Annotated in this window: 18 protein-coding genes and 1 riboswitch; of the genes, 7 read left to right on the top strand and 11 right to left on the bottom strand. The window is 40.3% G+C overall.

Annotated features, from left to right (window positions below):
• Window positions 1-46: 46 nt before the first annotated feature.
• The 5 genes from C5695_RS03150 to C5695_RS03130 form a co-directional block, all read right to left on the bottom strand.
• Window positions 47-247 carry an NETI motif-containing protein gene (locus tag C5695_RS03150; protein WP_117729098.1) on the bottom strand — a complete coding sequence of 67 codons (201 nt, stop codon included), beginning with the start codon at window positions 245-247 and terminating at the stop codon, window positions 47-49.
• Window positions 244-798, bottom strand: coding sequence for a DUF2179 domain-containing protein (locus tag C5695_RS03145; protein WP_117729096.1), 555 nt, complete (start codon window positions 796-798; stop codon window positions 244-246). Before C5695_RS03145 ends, C5695_RS03150 begins: the two co-directional genes overlap by 4 nt.
• A gap of 203 nt (window positions 799-1001) precedes the next feature.
• Window positions 1002-1799, bottom strand: a complete 798-nt coding sequence (locus C5695_RS03140; protein WP_117729093.1) for a hypothetical protein — start codon at window positions 1797-1799, stop codon at window positions 1002-1004.
• 218 nt (window positions 1800-2017) lie between these two features.
• Window positions 2018-3343 carry an NCS2 family permease gene (locus tag C5695_RS03135; protein ID WP_117729091.1) on the bottom strand — a complete coding sequence of 442 codons (1326 nt, stop codon included), beginning with the start codon at window positions 3341-3343 and terminating at the stop codon, window positions 2018-2020.
• A 144-nt stretch (window positions 3344-3487) separates the two neighbouring features.
• A riboswitch (purine riboswitch) is annotated at window positions 3488-3589 on the bottom strand.
• A 115-nt stretch (window positions 3590-3704) separates the two neighbouring features.
• On the bottom strand, window positions 3705-4601 hold the full coding sequence (locus C5695_RS03130) for a LysR family transcriptional regulator (RefSeq protein WP_117729089.1): 897 nt from the start codon (window positions 4599-4601) through the stop codon (window positions 3705-3707).
• A gap of 100 nt (window positions 4602-4701) precedes the next feature.
• On the opposite strand from C5695_RS03130, the gene C5695_RS03125 reads away from it, so the two are divergent.
• Complete coding sequence (locus C5695_RS03125; RefSeq protein WP_117729087.1) at window positions 4702-5889, top strand: MFS transporter; 1188 nt, start codon at window positions 4702-4704, stop codon at window positions 5887-5889.
• Window positions 5890-5907: 18 nt separating this feature from the next.
• On the opposite strand, the gene C5695_RS03120 is transcribed toward C5695_RS03125, so the two are convergent.
• Window positions 5908-7353, bottom strand: coding sequence for a DUF4179 domain-containing protein (locus C5695_RS03120; protein WP_117729085.1), 1446 nt, complete (start codon window positions 7351-7353; stop codon window positions 5908-5910).
• Window positions 7322-7867, bottom strand: a complete 546-nt coding sequence (locus C5695_RS03115) for a sigma-70 family RNA polymerase sigma factor (protein WP_117729083.1) — start codon at window positions 7865-7867, stop codon at window positions 7322-7324. Before C5695_RS03115 ends, C5695_RS03120 begins: the two co-directional genes overlap by 32 nt.
• Before the next feature lie 179 nt (window positions 7868-8046).
• On the opposite strand from C5695_RS03115, the gene C5695_RS03110 reads away from it, so the two are divergent.
• The 5 genes from C5695_RS03110 to C5695_RS03090 all read left to right on the top strand — a co-directional run bounded on the left by C5695_RS03110 (window position 8047) and on the right by C5695_RS03090 (window position 10134).
• Entirely contained in the window at window positions 8047-8232 is a 186-nt protein-coding gene (locus tag C5695_RS03110) for a Fe3+ hydroxamate ABC transporter substrate-binding protein (protein WP_117729081.1), read from the top strand.
• Window positions 8233-8236: 4 nt separating this feature from the next.
• Window positions 8237-8797 carry a GNAT family N-acetyltransferase gene (locus tag C5695_RS03105; protein ID WP_117729079.1) on the top strand — a complete coding sequence of 187 codons (561 nt, stop codon included), beginning with the start codon at window positions 8237-8239 and terminating at the stop codon, window positions 8795-8797.
• A 247-nt stretch (window positions 8798-9044) separates the two neighbouring features.
• Window positions 9045-9248, top strand: a complete 204-nt coding sequence (locus tag C5695_RS20360) for a LytTR family DNA-binding domain-containing protein (RefSeq protein ID WP_233230795.1) — start codon at window positions 9045-9047, stop codon at window positions 9246-9248.
• Window positions 9229-9663 (top strand): hypothetical protein, encoded by a 435-nt coding sequence (locus tag C5695_RS03095; RefSeq protein ID WP_233230794.1) that lies wholly within the window; start codon window positions 9229-9231, stop codon window positions 9661-9663. Before C5695_RS20360 ends, C5695_RS03095 begins: the two co-directional genes overlap by 20 nt.
• Before the next feature lie 87 nt (window positions 9664-9750).
• Complete coding sequence (locus C5695_RS03090) at window positions 9751-10134, top strand: CPBP family intramembrane glutamic endopeptidase (RefSeq protein WP_336470385.1); 384 nt, start codon at window positions 9751-9753, stop codon at window positions 10132-10134.
• A 230-nt stretch (window positions 10135-10364) separates the two neighbouring features.
• Here C5695_RS03090 and C5695_RS03085 read toward each other — a convergent pair whose 3' ends face one another.
• Both C5695_RS03085 and C5695_RS03080 read right to left on the bottom strand, forming a co-directional pair.
• Window positions 10365-10937 carry a GNAT family N-acetyltransferase gene (locus C5695_RS03085; RefSeq protein WP_117729076.1) on the bottom strand — a complete coding sequence of 191 codons (573 nt, stop codon included), beginning with the start codon at window positions 10935-10937 and terminating at the stop codon, window positions 10365-10367.
• Window positions 10938-10954: 17 nt separating this feature from the next.
• On the bottom strand, window positions 10955-11827 hold the full coding sequence (locus C5695_RS03080; protein ID WP_117729074.1) for an AraC family transcriptional regulator: 873 nt from the start codon (window positions 11825-11827) through the stop codon (window positions 10955-10957).
• Between the two features lie 217 nt (window positions 11828-12044).
• On the opposite strand from C5695_RS03080, the gene C5695_RS03075 reads away from it, so the two are divergent.
• Window positions 12045-12932, top strand: a complete 888-nt coding sequence (locus C5695_RS03075) for a helix-turn-helix domain-containing protein (protein WP_117729072.1) — start codon at window positions 12045-12047, stop codon at window positions 12930-12932.
• Window positions 12933-13213: 281 nt separating this feature from the next.
• Here C5695_RS03075 and guaA read toward each other — a convergent pair whose 3' ends face one another.
• Together guaA and C5695_RS03065 are read right to left on the bottom strand one after the other, a co-directional pair.
• Window positions 13214-14755: a glutamine-hydrolyzing GMP synthase gene (gene guaA / locus C5695_RS03070; protein WP_117729070.1), complete on the bottom strand. Its 1542-nt coding sequence runs from the start codon at window positions 14753-14755 to the stop codon at window positions 13214-13216.
• Between the two features lie 181 nt (window positions 14756-14936).
• Window positions 14937-17144 carry a transglutaminase TgpA family protein gene (locus tag C5695_RS03065; protein WP_117729068.1) on the bottom strand — a complete coding sequence of 736 codons (2208 nt, stop codon included), beginning with the start codon at window positions 17142-17144 and terminating at the stop codon, window positions 14937-14939.
• Between the last annotated feature and the right edge of the window lie 7 nt (window positions 17145-17151).

Raw genomic sequence — 17151 nt, 5'->3', positions numbered from 1 at the left:
CGGATTTATCGAACAATCTACGAAGTCGTTGTTTTAATGTTCGGGTTTAGACTATTTTTCCTTCAAATACGATTTTTTTCCCAACCGGAATGATCTGAATCGACCCATTTTCCTTCTTTTCTTGAAAAATCGGCTCCTCCATTCGTCGGACAGGCGAGTAGCCTTCCGCTGCCATCTGGGACAACACTTGATCAATCGTCATGTTGTCTTCCACATAAAATTTTTTCTTCTTTGGTTTTGCGGTCATTCTTTAATTCTCCTTTTCTTCACAGCCTTCACCCAGAAACCGCCGTGAATCGATTTGGGCTCATATGAAATGATAAACGCCTTTGAATCAATGGTTTTAATCGTTTCATATAATTGCAGTTCATATTTTCTCGGTGTTAAAATTTGCAATGCTGTTCGGTCTCCTTCAAGACCGCCTGCTACCCAGCTGGTGACACCATATCCTTTTTCTCTCAGTTGTCTTGGAAGATCGACATCTAATTCTTTTGTGATCACGTTAACAGTTGTGTAGCCAAGTGCCAGCTTCTCTTCAATTTTCATCCCGACAATGATCCCCATCCCATAACCAAGCGCATACGCAATGACATTTTGGATTTGGTCTAAGTTATCAAGTACGATACTTAACCCGATCACATAAATGAGCATTTCAATCGTCCCAGCAAAAGCAGCTGCATACCGTCTGCCTTTCATCGTTAAAATCAAACGCATGGTGGAAAAAGAAACGTAGACAATATTAATCACTAAAATGATCAAAACCATGGTGAACGCATTGGATAAAAGTTGTTGAAGCACGATTCGAACCCCCTGCACTAAAAATCAAATAAAGCACCCCATATTCTACTAGAGAACATACCTTGATACAATCAAATTTGCGCGAGAAAAACACATATATCTTTCGACAATAAGGGTGGTCTTTGTTACCAAGAGTTTACCCGTTTTTTCCTCTTCTCAACATGAAACCCCCCTTTTTTGAAAAAGGGGGGTTTCAGTGTGTTTTATCCAAACCGGACGGGCACAAGTGAAGGAATCAAATACTCTCCGACAATGCTCCAAAGCAGTGCAATGATGATAAGCTCCACCAATAAAAAGACCCAGCCTGCATACATCAAATCTCCGCGCATCGCTTCATGCTCTGATTGAACCGAGCGAAAAAGGACGACTGCAATCAACTGGAAACCGAAAAACATCATCACAGATAAAATGACCGTCACATAAGGAATATTCAGCATGGCAAATACAAGCCAAAGGATGGATAAAACCAAAACTGGCACAAGTGCGGCGCCAAATTTCATGATCACTTCTTTTAATGATATGTTTCCTTTTAGCATGTACTTTCCAAGTAACCAAACGGTGAGCATCATCAATGTGAGCAGAATGAGTGTAAAGACCGCTATCCTCAAAAAGGCGTCACCAAAAGAATAATGAATGCCAAAGCCTAATAAACGGGTCTTTGACGCCTTTAATTGAACAAAGTTGCCTAAAGCAAAAAACACGCTGAATAACACAATCGAAATCCAGGCGTACTTCATCCGTAATGTTTCCGCCTGATTGATGGCCTGGCTCGGCGATTTCAACATCGCAAGCCCATATGAGCCATAGCGCTTAAACGCGCCTCCTACCCCTTGTAGCATACGCTGAATGGTAGAACGCTCATCATCCACTGCTTTTGCTTTCGACGTTCTTCCACGTTTTGCGGCGCTTCTGCTAAGACGGGATTGCCTCGTTTCTTGATCTATTGATGGCTCTTCATTTTTTAAGTCTGATGTACTTTGCTCTTTATCTTTTTCTAACATCTCATATCAACTCCTATCCAGCACAATCCTTACAGGCTCATACGAATGACCTGTCGGATGACTCCTCTTAAAGTAGCGGAGTCTCTCTGTTCAGTCAAGTTGCCTTGACGTTCATACGAATAGACGGATAAAAGGCAGCAGAGGTTTTAAAATGGCAAGAAAATTAGGGCAAAACAAAAAAACAGCAGCTTCCATGAGCTGCTGTTTCAGGTGAACCATTAATGATTTAAGAAAGCAAAGTAAAGAATAAAGATCACAAACAACCCGTACATAATCGGATGTACTTCTTTGGCTTTTCCTTTAAAGATCATCGTAATCGGGTAGAAAATAAAGCCAACCGCAATCCCCGTTGCAATACTGTATGTGAGTGGCATCATAATCATCGTTAAGAACGCTGGTACGGCAATTTCAAAACGATCCCAGGCAATCTTCGCAAGCGGAGCGACCATCAGTGCACCGACAATGATTAAAGCAGGCGCTGTCACATTCGATGTAACGATTGATAATAGCGGCGAGAAGAACATCGCAAGCAAGAAGAAAATACCTGTCACGACAGCTGCAAATCCTGAACGAGCACCAGCAGCAACACCTGAGCTCGATTCAACATAAGACGTTGTCGTCGATGTTCCAAGAACAGAACCTACAACGATTGAAGATGAATCCGCTAGAAGTGCTCTTCCTGCACGCGGCAGCTCATTATTTTTCATTAAACCAGCTTGGGTGGCAACAGCCACAAGCGTTCCTGCTGTATCAAAGAACCCAACGAATAAGAACGTTAAAATCACGACAAGCATTTGAATCGAGAAGATGTCTGGCAAATGAATCAGCGCTTGTCCAAAGGTTGGAGATAAGCTTGGAATACTGTCCACAATTTGCGTCGGTACTGGGACAAGACCAACAATCATTCCTGCTATAGCTGTCACAAGCATCCCAATGAAGACACCTGCATTCACTCGAAGAACCATTAAAATGACAGTCACCACGATACCAAACACCGTTAATAAGACAGGGCCACTATGAATGTTTCCAATCGAAACGAGCGTATTATCGTTATTGGCAATAATGCCAGAGCCTTGCAGACCGACAAACGTAATGAATAGACCAATACCTGCACCAACCGCCAGCTTCAGCTCAGCTGGAATGGCATTGATGATTTTTTCACGGAAACCTGTTAAAGAAAGAGCAACGAAAATTAATCCTGAAACAAACACACCAGAAAGCGCTGCTTCCCATGTGATGCCCATGCCAAGAACAACCGAAAAAGCGAAAAAGGCATTCAAGCCCATACCTGGAGCAATCGCAATCGGATACCTGGCAATCACCCCCATCAGAATACACCCTGCGGCAGAGGCTAACGCCGTCGCAGTAAAGACAGCGCCCTGATCAATTCGTAATTTATCTGGAAAATCCGGTACCGACACTAAAGCAAGTGTGATCGGATTGACAAACAAAATGTAAGCCATCGACAAAAATGTGGTTAAACCACCGATGATTTCTCTGCGGTAATTCGTTTCTAACTCATCAAATTGAAAAAACTGTTTCAAGCCAACTGACTCCCTTCATGTCCTTTTGCTTTAGTCTGCCCCATTCACAAGTCAAATAAAAAACGCCCCAACAGTTTTGGGACGCTTGACTACATATGTGAATTCAGACGGTGACATAAAACAAGAACAATGCATGATTTATATCAAACGAGTGTGAATTGACGTAGTCAAGCTATTTACGGTAGCTTGGTAGAAACTTGCGGGCCATATCCCCGCTATTATACGACTTCTATCTATTTGATTTCTGTGTCTATTGTACCAACTTCATTTTTAAAAAACAATACGAAAAGCGAACATTTTTCAAAGAAATGTCCGCTTCATTCGTCTTATTACACGAATTTGGAAAATCGCATCTAGTTCTTTATACACCCTTCTCCAAATCCTTCTCTTTTGCAAAAACCGCCTCGGCTACACGGAAAAACTCTTTCACTGCCGGAGAAGCTTGGGAGAGAGACGGACAGGCAAGCGCAACCTCACGATGATGAGAGACATTCAGCTCACGAATGTGCACAAGCTGCTGCGTTTTTAAAAACAGCTCAGGGCCTATCGTGACACCAAGTCCTTCCCCCACCATACGGGCAATGGTCGTGCAATCATGTACTTCAAATAAAGTAGCTGGCTTCAATTGCGCCTCAGAAAAAATATCCTCTACATGTGATTGATACATGCCAGTCGGCATAATAAATGGTTCATCTGCCAAATCTGTAATATCTACAATGGACTTCTGATGAAATCGATGATTTGGATGATAGGCGACCACCATCTCATCTTTGATCAGCGGCAGCAAGTCAAAGGCTTCATCTGCATGGCCTTTCACAACAAAACCAACATCAATGATGCCAGAGTTCAGCCACTCCAATATTTCTTCATACGTTCCCTCATAAAATTTAAATTCGATTTTTGGATGTTTTTTCTGATAGCTCACAAGCAGCTTAGGCAGTAAACAAGCCGAGGCACTGGCAAATGTCCCGATACGAATCAAGCCCGTTTCAATATTTTTCGTTAACGCAATTTCCTGCTGGATCTTCTCCACCCTATTTAACACTTCTCTAATATGCGGGAGAAGCGTTTGACCAATGTCCGTCAGCATAATGCCCTTTTTTCGATCACGAATGAATAAGGACACACCCCACTCTGACTCTAAATTCGCCACTGCATGACTGACAGCGGACTGCGTCATATTTAATGCTTCAGCTGCTGCTGTAAAACTGCCAAGCTCCACAATTTTTGCGATAATATCAAAGCGAACAAAGCTCATGAGTATTTACTCATCTCCTTCATGAAAAACATCAATTTTACTTATGTTAGCACGGAATTTAAACTAAAGACAACGTATCAACATGAAGGAAGGGTTCAAAATGAAAAACACATCTCATCAGCTATTGATCATTCTTTTAGCTGTCGGTTCATTTGTCACAGGCACGTCAGAATTCGTCGTGTCAGGCATTCTAGATATCATTGCTGTTGATTTACACATCTCCATTCCTGCTGCCGGACAGCTCATCACCGTTTACTCTCTCTTTTATGCAGTAGGTGCTCTCTTTTTAGTGATGGCAACATCGAAATTGAACCGAAAAAAGGTTCTGTTATCAGCGATTTTTGTGTTTATTTTAGGCAATGTGGTCGCCTTTTTTAGCCATCACTTTGTGCTGCTCCTGCTATCCCGAGTTATCATGGCGATGAGTGGCGGCTTATATATTGTCGTCGCCACGAATTATGCAGCGCAGATCGCCCCTCCAGAAAAAAAGGGAAGCGCAATGGCAACGGTCATTACTGGTTTTACCGTATCACTCGTACTTGGTGTCCCTATTGGCACATTTCTATCAGGTCATGTGGATTGGCACTATATTTTTCTCATCATTGCGCTAGGTACTGCTTGTCTTTTATTATTGCTTTATCAATTACTGCCACGTATGGAGGGACATTCACATCTGCCATTGAAGCAGCAATTACACCTTCTTCAAGATAGCAGGGTGATCAGCGGATTAGCCACGACCGTATTTTGGATCTTAGGCTACACAATGGTATTCGCTTATATCTCACCTTTATTACGACAGACCGCTGGCTTCTCTCTTGAAATGACAAGTATCGCCTTACTCATTTTAGGAATCGCTGCTTTTATAGGCTCACGATTTGGCGGCTTCGCCGTTGATCAATGGGGGCCAAACCGAACCATCTCGATCAGCATCATGATCCAGATGTTCGCACTCTTTGCCCTATTCTTTACTCAATTCTCTACAATTAGCGTCTTGATCACGCTTGCCATATGGGGCATCGCTACTTGGACAACAACACCAGCGAAGCAATTTTATCTGATCTCCCTAAAACCCCAAGCATCAGAAACCGTGCTGAGCTTTAATACAGCGATTATGAACATCGGCATGATGCTCGGATCATCAATGGGCGGTGTGATTATACAATATACAAATGTCACGAACTTAAGCTGGATTGGCGGTTTAGCCAGTTTTGCCTCATTCATGTTGATTCGGTACTCGTTCCATCGTAATCGGCTGGTCCAAAAGCAGACAAAAAGCGAACATGTGTAATCATGTTCGCTCTTTTATTTATTGACTAGCTTTTGATGTTTCTTTTTTGACTGGAATGGTTACAGGTATATCTTTGTGTGGTGCCAACATATTCAGTTCTGATAAATCAAGATAAAGCCCATAATCTTTAAAAGAAAAATGGTTTAATGATAAAGTCTCTAAATTCTTATTATCAAATTCAAAGGTGGATTGCATGGAAGCTGTCTTTAAATTCGTCATCTTCGCATAGTTCCCCTTCAAGTAATATCCGCTTTCATAGTCTGCTTGTGGATCGGGCCATGATTTCATCTTTTCAACATCGCCTAATCCAATGAATTCACCTATATTCTCCATCACATCCTGATCTAATTCTTTTTGATCTACTCCAGTAAATTGATAATCAACAATCACAGAACGGTCTTTTTGTTCTATCTTATTGATTTTGATTCCGATGCCATGGTGTTTTGTTTTGAACTGAACAGGCAGCTTTGTCTGAAGAGGAATAATGTGGCTGTATTCTCGTTCGTTTCTCACATTCGTGTAAAATGTCAATTCAGTCGCCTTTGGATTAATCGGCTGATTCAAAATCGTCAAATGATCTTTTCTAGTTTTGTCAGAAGTTAGTTGTTTTTTTCTTAAAACGATTCCAATCTCAAGCTCATACTCATTCCCTAAATTATCTTTCATTCCATCAATACTAACTCTATCATCTTTGGCAAAACCATTGTAATCAATGGCATATTGAATAGCAGAGCCATTCACTCCATTTTCTACCTTTACATTTCTTATTTGATAACGGCCGTTTAAAATAGACACGTCTTTTTGTCCCGCTAATAAAGTGGTTTTTTGCTTGACCACAGGTAACTTGAAGCGCCAATTTCCTACAATATCCCCAATCTTCGAAATAACAAGCGGTACTTGTTGACCTTGCTTGATCGTTTGTCCATTTGTATAGACTTCCGTCTGCCCAACATAGCGGCCATCTTTTAATTTTTTTAACTCTGTTTTGTCAAAATTCAGTTGAAAGTTTCCATCGATTTTTTCTGGATTCACTCTGAACGATACAACATCTTCTTTTGTATGGAAATTCTCCACAGTAAACGTATAAACAAGCCGCCCGGCATCATAGTACACACTGTTTACTTTCACAGTAACCCCTCTTGATTCAGCCCCCTCATTGACATGCTTCACCAAATCACTCTGAAAAAGAGACATTCCTACTTTATCGTGAAACATCATATAAAACTGTCCAATAATCGGGACACGTGCCATTGCTGTATTAAGAGAAGGAAAAAGGAAGCCTGATGAAAAATAAAGAACGATTAGTATGATGACAGAATATATTGGCGTTCTCCAATTCCATGTGAACCAACGTCTTTTCTTTTCCGCTTTCACATCTCCTATTGCTTGGCGAATTGCAGAAGTTACTTCAACCTTTGGTACTTCAATCTCATCATAAAGCTTTTTCATTTCTTTTCGTTCCATCGACACTCTCCTCCTCTTCCAACGTTTGCTTTAATAACTTTCTTGCACGATACAAATGAGTTTTAATCGTTCCTTCAGGCATCCCCATCTGTTTAGAAATCATCGAAATCGAATAATCTTGAAAATAAAATAGCTGAATCACAATCTGGTATTGCTCGTCTAACACATCAAGTGCATGTTTTAAATCTAGCTTGTCTTCCAGAAAATCATTCCGCTCAACGCTTTCGTGCTGCTGATCAAACGGAACAACATCTTGCTGCTTTTTCTTCATCGCAAAAATTATATGAATCAAAATCCGCGTCAGCCAGCTAGAAAAATAAGCTGGTTCTTTCAAGCCAGATAGATGCTTAAACGCTTTAAATACCGTCTCCTGAACAGCATCTAACGAATCCTCTTTATTTCTTGTGTAGAGAAAAGCCGTTTTATATAAACGCTCCTGATACATCAGCATTAATTTCTCAAATGCCGGGACATTCCCTTTTTGTGCTTTTTTAATTAGACGCACATGCTTCATCTCATTCACACCTCCTACATCTGTTAGAGCAAGGTTTCTCACAAACGGTTTCAACAAACGCAAATTTCTTTTACTTAGCATATGTCGGATAAAAATAGAGAAAGTGAAGAATAGGCCGCAAAGATCGTATTGAACTTTTGATATAATGGAAGAAATATCTACAAAAAGGAGTATGTCGATTGTTTCGATTCGAAGAACCCGCATGTGCTAGCTGTCAAAAAAAGATAGAAGGAAACGAAGAAGTGTACGTTAAGCTGGTCTATCCAAAGAGAAAAGGAATGACAGAGGTGAAGGCTTGGCTGAGGAATGAAGGGGTTTTTTATTGTAAGGCATGTACAGAACAAAAGACATCACATGGAGGATAAACACATGAACAAAATGACCTTTCCGCAATCATTTCCAACAATACATACCAAAAGACTAATCTTAAAACAAGCAACGATCGAAGATGCTAAGGATATGCACATCTATTTATCTAATGAAACCGTGTGCCGCTACATGGGCATTGATGCACATGAAACCATCGAAGACACAAAAGGAGAAATCAAGTGGTATGACAATATCTTCAAAGAACAAACAGGCATCCGCTGGGGCATTTCTTTAAAAGACAACCCAACCATCATTGGCAGCTGCGGCTTTCTTAACTTGGAAAAACAGCACTACCGCACCGAAATTGGCTATGAATTACACCACGATCATTGGAGAAAAGGCATCATGAAGGAAGCAATTGCTGCGGTGTTACGATATGGATTTCAGGAGATGAACCTGAACCGGATTGAAGCGATTATTGATCCAGCTAATACGTCCTCTGTTCAATTATTGGAGAATGTTGATTTTGTACGAGAGGGTTTATTGAGAGAGTATGATCTTGGTCAACATGGGTTTGATGATGTGTATATGTATTCAATTTTGAAGCGGGATTACGAATAAAATAAATGAAAACAGATATCCATTTCATTCAAAAGCCACAAGTAGAATATGTTTCTTTTCACATTTATGAGCTCAATTCGACGATTGAAAAGCTTGTCCAGCAAGTGGAGCAAACAGCCCCTTATTTCTTAGCACAAGAACCCACGAAAGAAAGAATGAAAAAGGTCTATTATCACGACATTTTATATATAGAAAGCTTTGATAAAAAATCGTTTTTGTATACGGGGTGTTTCTCTTAAAGGAAAAGTTGTTTGAACTTGAAGAACTGCTTGAAGCGCACGATTATGTCAGGATTTCAAAATCGATGATTCTGAATATAGATTCTATTGCCGCTATTTCTCCTAAAACAAGCGGTCGTTTTGAAGCAAAGCTTACAAATGAGGAAAGGGTGATGATTTCACGTTTTTATATTCAACCATTAAAAGAGAAGCTTGGGTTACGGAGGAAGTGAACAGGATGAAACGTTATATCACAAATCTTTTGATCACATTTTGTATGATCTTTACTGCACTCGTATTGATTTACTGTTTCATGTTTGGAACAATGCCATCTATATTTTACAAGCCATCATGTTCAGTTCCTTTTTTTCAAGCGCCCTGACCTTCTTGCTATACCCAAAACAAACGTACAGTCATAAACGGATTCTTTTTCAACAAATTCTATATATCGTCCTTGTGATGTGTATGATTATGACCACCATCATCATCGTCAGCGCTGAAATCAGCCTCCTTTCGTTCATCGTGAATTTCCTTGTGGTCATGGCATTATTCTTTTTAATGAAGTACCTATTGTATAAAAAAGATCAAGCAACTGCTGAGGAAATCAACGAACTTTTACAGCAGCGAAAGAAACGAACAACCTCTTAAAGTGCATCTTAGGGCTAGATATTGACATGTTAGGAAGATTTAATTGTGACGTCTGCTTGATTCCACTACTCTAACGTTAGAGGGGGAATCAACGATGAGACCAATGACAATCATTTCAAAGGCAGTACTTCTACTGCTGTTTTCTTTCATTCTGCTAATCTACTAAGCGGAAAAAGCCTCACATTAACAGTGGCACAAATCTTATTCGCCTTTTTATTTGGATTCGTTGCAGCTGAAATCGTGGCGCTTACTGGCAGCCTGCAATGGGTCATCATATGGCACACGGTGCATAATATCGTGGATCAAATGACAAATGGACAAACGCCTATGGCGATGCAAATGCTTTTGCTTTCAATTCAATGTGTCATCTTGCTTGTTCTTGCGGTGGTGTTGTGGAGAAGATTAAGAATAAAAAAAGGGAATCATCGTCCATACACATTCGGAACTGGTAGAAGGATGAACAGGAGATAGAAATTAAGAGCAAGGCAAATCGATCATCAAAAAATATCTGAAAACAATTTACATTTTATACTGGATTGAAAAATATGCAAATTCGATTTTCCAACGAATCGAAATAAACCATAATGAGCGAGCTCAATGTTCGCTTTTTTATTTTCTAAAAGAAGTTCCAAATACAGAAAAATTAGCTCATAACAAAAAGCTGATATCCTAAACGTCATATCAGCATCATGTTTTCGTGCTTATTCATTCATGTAATCCTGTTTCAGCATGCTGTATATTTCTAAATCAACAACTCCTTTGCCGGACCATAAAACAGCTTGTCTAAGCAGTCCTTCTTTAATAAAACCATTTTTCAATAGGACTTTTTTTGATACCTCATTTGCCGGCATAACCTCCGCTTGAATTCTATTGATATCAATCTCTTCAAACAGAAAGGTCACAAGTGTAGAGACAGCTTCTGTTGCGATGCCCTTGCCCCAATGTTCCTCCGCCAAGAAATAGCCAATCGTCACCGCATTCACCTTTTGATTGAGATCCATTGTTTCAATGATGCCAACTAGCGTATGAGGATTATCTTTTTGAAAGATTCCCCATTTCACTCTGCTTTTCTTCGTATAATCTCGTTCAAAATGACCGATCATCTTTTTTACCGTTTGGAGGTTATGTTTGGGGATGATTCCACAATACTGAAAGACTGTGTCATTGTCGTAAATTGAAAATAACTCTCGCAAATGATGCTCTTCCACCTTTTTTAACAATAGATTCTTTGAAGCTAATACAGGAAAAGTTCCAAAAAGATCTTCTATTTTCATCTTTTGATCCCCTTTGTTTATTCCTCAATAGGAATATAGATTCTCATTTTGATATCGTTTGGTCCATTCGAATGTAAGACATCTGTTATTTCAAAATCTGGTCCACTCGTTCTTTCATAATTAGAATTTGGAAGCCAGCTACCATAGATATATCTCCTAGTGTTTTGCACCATTTCATGAGATCCACTCACTTTAAATTCTGCATACTTCCCCTCAGGAATCACTATTTTTACAAACCCTTCATTTAATTCTATATCGAAATCCTCCACTTCTTCCCCTACCACAAACGAAAAACGGCCATCATCTTGAAAAGAAGTAGATACACCATAAGCCATATGAGGTGCTATTTTCTTTGGAATCTGTTGATAATATTCCTTTTTTCCAAAATCCATATAAAACAAAGGAATGTCGGTGAAATATTCCTCATTTTGAAGATTAGTTTGATACTCGTAACCAATGATATAAAAATTGCTTAATTGAGTCATGACAGGTTTATCCATATTGAATTCACTGTCTAGCTTAGATTGGTACGCTAAAAAATCCATTTTGTTTTGTTGCTTTAACACCATTTCCTCTTTTCTAAACCTGCCTGGTGTCACCCCAAAGAATTGTAAAAAAGCACGAGTAAACGCTTCTTGAGAACCATACTGGAAAGCAATCGCTATGTGTAAAATGTTCTGCTTTGTTTCTTTAAGTAACCTAGCAGCTTCAGAAAGCCTTCTATTTCTGATATACTCTTGCACAGAAAAACCTGTAATGGCTTGAAACAAACGCTGAAAATGAAACGCTGAAAAGCAGGATTTTGAGGAAATATCCTTTATACTTATATTGTTTTGGAGGTTCTCCTCAATAAACTCAATTGAATGCTGTATTCTCTCATAGTAATCCATTGTTTCTCCCCCCTCTACCTTTTATTTTATTACTTCCCTCCTCTTTTTTTTGATCATTTGTGCTAATTGTTTATTTTTTAATAGCCTCTCACTTATTTTTTCTTAAAAAGCTTGTATTTCTGTCTCTGTTCTCTGATATTACAACATAGCACAAAAAGTCAAGTTTCCTAAAGAGTATTTCCGCTATACTAAACTCGTAAGGTAAGGAGGTGCTCGGTTGTCCTATCAAGAACATGAGAGAACGATTCAAGAAACATTAAATTATATTGAACAGCATCTGAAAGACGATTTACCGCTTCAAACTCTAGCGAAACACGCTGGTTATTCTAGGTTTCACTTTCACCGTATGTTCAAAAAAGTGATGAAGAAGTCAGTGGTTGATTATATACGGGTACGAAGGATGACCCAAGCGGCGAAGGATTTAATTCATACAGACCAACGGGCGATTGACATCGCATTGCAGTATCGATTTAGTTCACAGGAATCCTTCACTAGAGCTTTTAAGAAGATATATGACATGTCACCCGCACGTTATCGGAAATTATTAAGGAATGTAATTAATGAGGAGGAAACAAATATGGCTGATCATCAGAACACACCTACTGGATGGATTATGGCGGGGGATACCCCATCTGACTATGAAACAGGTTTGGATAACAAAATTGTACACAGTGGGACTAACTCCGCTTATTTAAAATCAAAAGATAAAAAAGCTGGAGGTTTCGCAACATTGATGCAGCAAATTAAATCTGAGCGTTACCGAGGAGAACGGCTTCAATTTTCTGCTTTTGTTAAAAGCGAAGATGTGAAAGGCTCAGCTGGTTTATGGATGAGGATTGACCACTCTTCAGGTGAAATTCTAGCGTTTGACAATATGATGAACCGTCCTATTACAGGAACAAATGGATGGAATCATTTTAGTGTAGTACTAGATGTTCCAGTAAAAAGTGAAGTCATTGCGTTTGGCATATTACTACAAGGTCCAGGTCAAATTTGGATGGACGAACTTAGTTTTAAAATTGTAGATGAAAGTGTGCCAGTGACAGAACAAAATACTGTGGATCATTTAGAGGATGAACCAGTGAATTTAAATTTTGAAGGCTGACAGACTGAATTTAGGAGGAGGTTAATTGCCATGAAAAAAATTGATGTGATTTTATTGTTCGCTATGAATTCACTCACCTTTATTTGTGGCCTTGGATTTTTATTTGGTGAAGAGGATACCAAATTAAAACAGAAGTAAAATCACATAAAGAAAAAACCCTACCGAAATTCTGGTAGGGTTTTTTGGTGGGGAACTGTATGTTTCAAAATAGTTTTATCTTTTTCACAAAAGGTTAAACCCTTATCCAACAACGGTCCAAGCACAAATATAGTAATAAAGTCCTACTCCCACTCAATCGTAGCAGGCGGCTTACTCGTAATATCATACACTACGCGGTTAATATGCTTCACTTCATTCACGATACGAGTAGAGATCTTTTCAAGTACATCCCAAGGGATTCTTGCCCAGTCACTCGTCATCCCATCAATTGACGTAACAGCACGGATACCGATTGTGTAGTCGTATGTTCTTGCGTCACCCATGACACCTACGCTGCGGATGTCTGGGAGGACTGTGAAGTATTGCCAGATGTCGCGCTCAAGGCCGAAGTTGGCAATTTCTTCGCGTAGAATAGCATCCGATTCACGAACGATTTCTAGTTTTTCTTCAGAAATTTCACCTAGTACACGGATCCCTAGTCCTGGACCTGGGAATGGCTGTCTCCAAACGATGTCGTCAGGAATACCAAGCTCTGACCCTAGGGCACGGACTTCATCCTTGAATAGTGTATTAAGCGGCTCAATCAATTCAAACTGCATGTCTTCTGGAAGACCACCTACGTTGTGGTGAGATTTGATTGTTTGTGCCGTTGCTGTTCCGCTCTCAATGATGTCTGTATAAAGTGTTCCTTGTGCTAAGTAGTCGATTCCTTTTAGCTTGTCCGATTCATCATCGAATACATAGATGAATTCGTTACCGATGATTTTACGTTTTTGCTCAGGATCAGACACACCTTTTAGCTTGTTTAAGAAGCGATCTTTCGCATCTACTTTAATCACGTTCATGTTGAAACCTTCGCTAAATGTTTTCATAACCCCTTCTGCTTCGCCTTTTCGAAGCAGACCGTGGTCAACGAAAATACATGTCAGCTGATCGCCGATGGCTTTGTGGATCAATACTGCCACAACAGATGAATCCACACCGCCGCTTAGTGCGCACAATACTTGCTTGTCGCCTACTGTTTCACGGATTTTCTGCATTTCGATTTCAATGAAGTTCTCCATTGACCATTTCCCATCGCAATCACACACACCGAAGACAAAGTTTTTCAATAGGTCATTTCCGTACTCAGAGTGACGAACCTCTGGATGGAACTGAACGCCATAGAAATTCTTCTCAGCTAAGCTCATCGCTGAGTTTGGACAATGTTCACTTGTTGCATCAACTGTAAAGCCTTCTGGTACTTCAACAACGAGGTCACCATGGCTCATCCAAACGACTTGATCAGTCGGAAGATCTTTGAATAAAGCAGGCGTTCCATTAATGTGGATGTCTGCTTTTCCATATTCACGCTGGTTTGCCGCTTCTACTTTCCCGCCTAAATAGTGAGTCATGAGCTGCATGCCGTAGCAAATGCCTAGAACCGGAATGTCTAGATCAAAAATCTTTTCATCACAGCGGAAAGATCCTTCATCATAAACACTGTTCGGTCCGCCAGAAAGGATGATTCCTTTAGGGGCCATTTCTTTAATTTCTTCAGCAGTTAAAGTGTGCGGATGAAGCTCACTGTACACACCAAATTCACGAATACGACGTGTGATCAGCTGATTGTACTGACTGCCGAAATCGAGAACCAAAATCATTTCATTTACTAAATTTGTCATGGTGTCACCTCTATGTCCAATATAGTTTTTTATAAACGAAAAAATGAGAGGAGAAAACCTGCTCTCAGTGTGAATCACGCTTTTGAAGCGCCCAGACTCACATCCGAACGCTTCAATTTCATGTATTTTAGAAGGTTTTAATATTCACCTATTCTAACAACAGGAAGGTACGCGGTCAAGACTATCTCCTGTTTATTAAATTTTCCCATAACTTCGCCGATTGCCGCCAAAGCGCCGACGCATCCTCTCGTCGATAGAGCGCCCGCTCATAGAGCTTCGTCAGCTCTGACATGTGATGATCTCCATCCTTGTTATCAATCAAAGAAGCGAATTCTCTTAGCGTCATGCCAGGTTTTTTCTCAATTCCCCTGCGCTTCAGCTGCTTTAATAGAGCTGCATATGCATAGAAGAAGGCTTCCTCCTCTGGCAGACGTTTCACCTTTCTCACAATAAAGAATGGTAGCCATCTTGCTCTGAATCGATAAAGAATCCAGCTTATCAATCCTAAAAGAATCAAAGCTCCTGCCGCATAACCTAAGATTGAACCAACATGCACCATACTTGGCTTTGTTTGCGCTGGTTGTTTCTTTGGTTCTGCCGGCTGTTCTGTTTCTTGCTGCTGCGGCTGTTCTGCCTGCTGATCTTCTCTTGTATTAGAGCTAGATTGATCTTCATCTTTCTTTTGATCATCATCTGTTTGATCGCTTGAAACGTCTTCATTCGTAAATGTCTCTGGGTTCGTAAATCCTTTTGTCGGTTCAAAGGTCACCCAGCCTCGGTTTGGAAAATACACTTCTACCCATGAATGCGCATTGTTATTGGTCACTTCATACACATTGTTTCCATCCATCTGTGTTTCATATAATTGACCTGACGTGTAGCCTTTCACCCATCTAGCCGGAATCCCAATCGAACGAAGCAGCACAATCATCGAGGTTGAAAAATTATCACAGTAACCGATCATCGTATCAAACAAAAACTGATCCACATAATCTTCTTGACGACTAGGCACAGCGACATTTTGTGTTTCATATGAAAATTTCGCAGATCCTAAGTAATCCTCAATCGCTTTAGCCTTATCATACATATTATCCTTCGTTTCCGTTAAGCTGTTTGCCAATGTTTTCACACGCTCTGGCAATGAGGAAGGAAGCTGTAAGTATTCACGGCCAACCTCTTGATTAACCTGCTTCTTTGTTGGCACTTTAATCCTCTGTAAATCCTCAAGGATAAATGTAGGGGATAAGAAACTGACTTGATAGTTCCCCAAATTTTTGGGTGGGTTTTGTATAGACGGGACAATTTTCTCCGTTTTGCCCATCATTTGCAGCGGAATGTTTTCCATTGGCATCAGCATGATCGTCCCAATCGGATAGACGGCATGATTAAATCGATAGTCTGATTCCATATCGACTCTCGTTTCGTGCTCCTCTGTTTTTACACGCTCGGTAAACCAACGATTCGGCACACTTTCCTCTTTTAGTCGCGTAGGTTTCGTATCATTAGAAGCATCCTCCCAGCCCTTTCCTGTGTAGATACTTTTTGTTTCGACACGAAAGTAGGACGGCTCCTTTCCGCTCCATTTAAAGACCGGTGTGCGGTCCTCACTAAACGGTCCGCCAAGCGATGAATCATCTGCACTATATCCCACCTTATTCTGTCCAGCAGAGCCATCTTGATTCGTCACTGCCTTAAAAAACGGGACAGGATCAGGCCATTTCGGATCAGACTTTGGCAATGAAGCACCGAGTGTCGCTGATAGAAGAACAAGCGCCAGCATAGGCAAAAACCACTTCAAGCGTGCTTTCTGCGACACCCGAACTCCCTCAGCCGAACGAAGTCGATCGAAATACAGCAATCCAAGCAAACAAAAGCCAAACACCATAATACGAACGATCGCAAAGGTTGCATCATATGGCGTAAACGTATCCAGAATCGTGACATACACAATCGTCATGAGTAAAAAGAAAAAGATACGTTGCTGATAGACCACCCAATAATGAAGCAAGTAGACAAGCAGCCACAGCAAAATATAAAACAATAATGTACGGAAGGACGGATACATGTCACTCCACATACCTGTGCTCATGAAGGTGATATTATCCTTGATATCAGCAAACAGTGCAGCCGGAAAGCTTTGCTCAGCTTGATAAAAAATCAAATATAAGGCAAGCAAGATCAAGCCAGTACAAATAGGAAACGTCACATACCACTTCAAACGAAAGAATGTAAACAAACACGCAAGCCCTATAAAAATGATGAAGTAAGACGTATGACTCGTCTCTGTAAAATCTTGAAGTGGACGAAGCCACTCCCAAAGCAGCAGAAAAGCTACAGCATAATAGATGAACAACTCAAAACGGCTTTGCCGCTGATGCGTATGCAGCATAAATGTT

Origin of the sequence: Bacillus pumilus, assembly GCF_003431975.1 — a bacterium.
GTDB lineage: Bacteria > Bacillota > Bacilli > Bacillales > Bacillaceae > Bacillus > Bacillus pumilus_N.
The sequence above is the reverse complement of the archived record's forward strand: the minus strand, read 5'-3'. Positions and strand labels throughout refer to the sequence as shown.

Coding starts and splice junctions, on each gene's coding strand:
- C5695_RS03150 (WP_117729098.1), bottom strand. CDS start 247: ATGACCGCAAAACCAAAGAAGAAAAAATTTTATGTGGAAGACAACATG.
- C5695_RS03140 (WP_117729093.1), bottom strand. CDS start 1,799: ATGTTAGAAAAAGATAAAGAGCAAAGTACATCAGACTTAAAAAATGAA.
- C5695_RS03130 (WP_117729089.1), bottom strand. CDS start 4,601: ATGAGCTTTGTTCGCTTTGATATTATCGCAAAAATTGTGGAGCTTGGC.
- C5695_RS03125 (WP_117729087.1), top strand. CDS start 4,702: ATGAAAAACACATCTCATCAGCTATTGATCATTCTTTTAGCTGTCGGT.
- C5695_RS03120 (WP_117729085.1), bottom strand. CDS start 7,353: ATGGAACGAAAAGAAATGAAAAAGCTTTATGATGAGATTGAAGTACCA.
- C5695_RS03115 (WP_117729083.1), bottom strand. CDS start 7,867: ATGAAGCATGTGCGTCTAATTAAAAAAGCACAAAAAGGGAATGTCCCG.
- C5695_RS03105 (WP_117729079.1), top strand. CDS start 8,237: ATGAACAAAATGACCTTTCCGCAATCATTTCCAACAATACATACCAAA.
- C5695_RS03085 (WP_117729076.1), bottom strand. CDS start 10,937: ATGAAAATAGAAGATCTTTTTGGAACTTTTCCTGTATTAGCTTCAAAG.
- C5695_RS03080 (WP_117729074.1), bottom strand. CDS start 11,827: ATGGATTACTATGAGAGAATACAGCATTCAATTGAGTTTATTGAGGAG.
- guaA (WP_117729070.1), bottom strand. CDS start 14,755: ATGACAAATTTAGTAAATGAAATGATTTTGGTTCTCGATTTCGGCAGT.
- C5695_RS03065 (WP_117729068.1), bottom strand. CDS start 17,144: ATGCTGCATACGCATCAGCGGCAAAGCCGTTTTGAGTTGTTCATCTAT.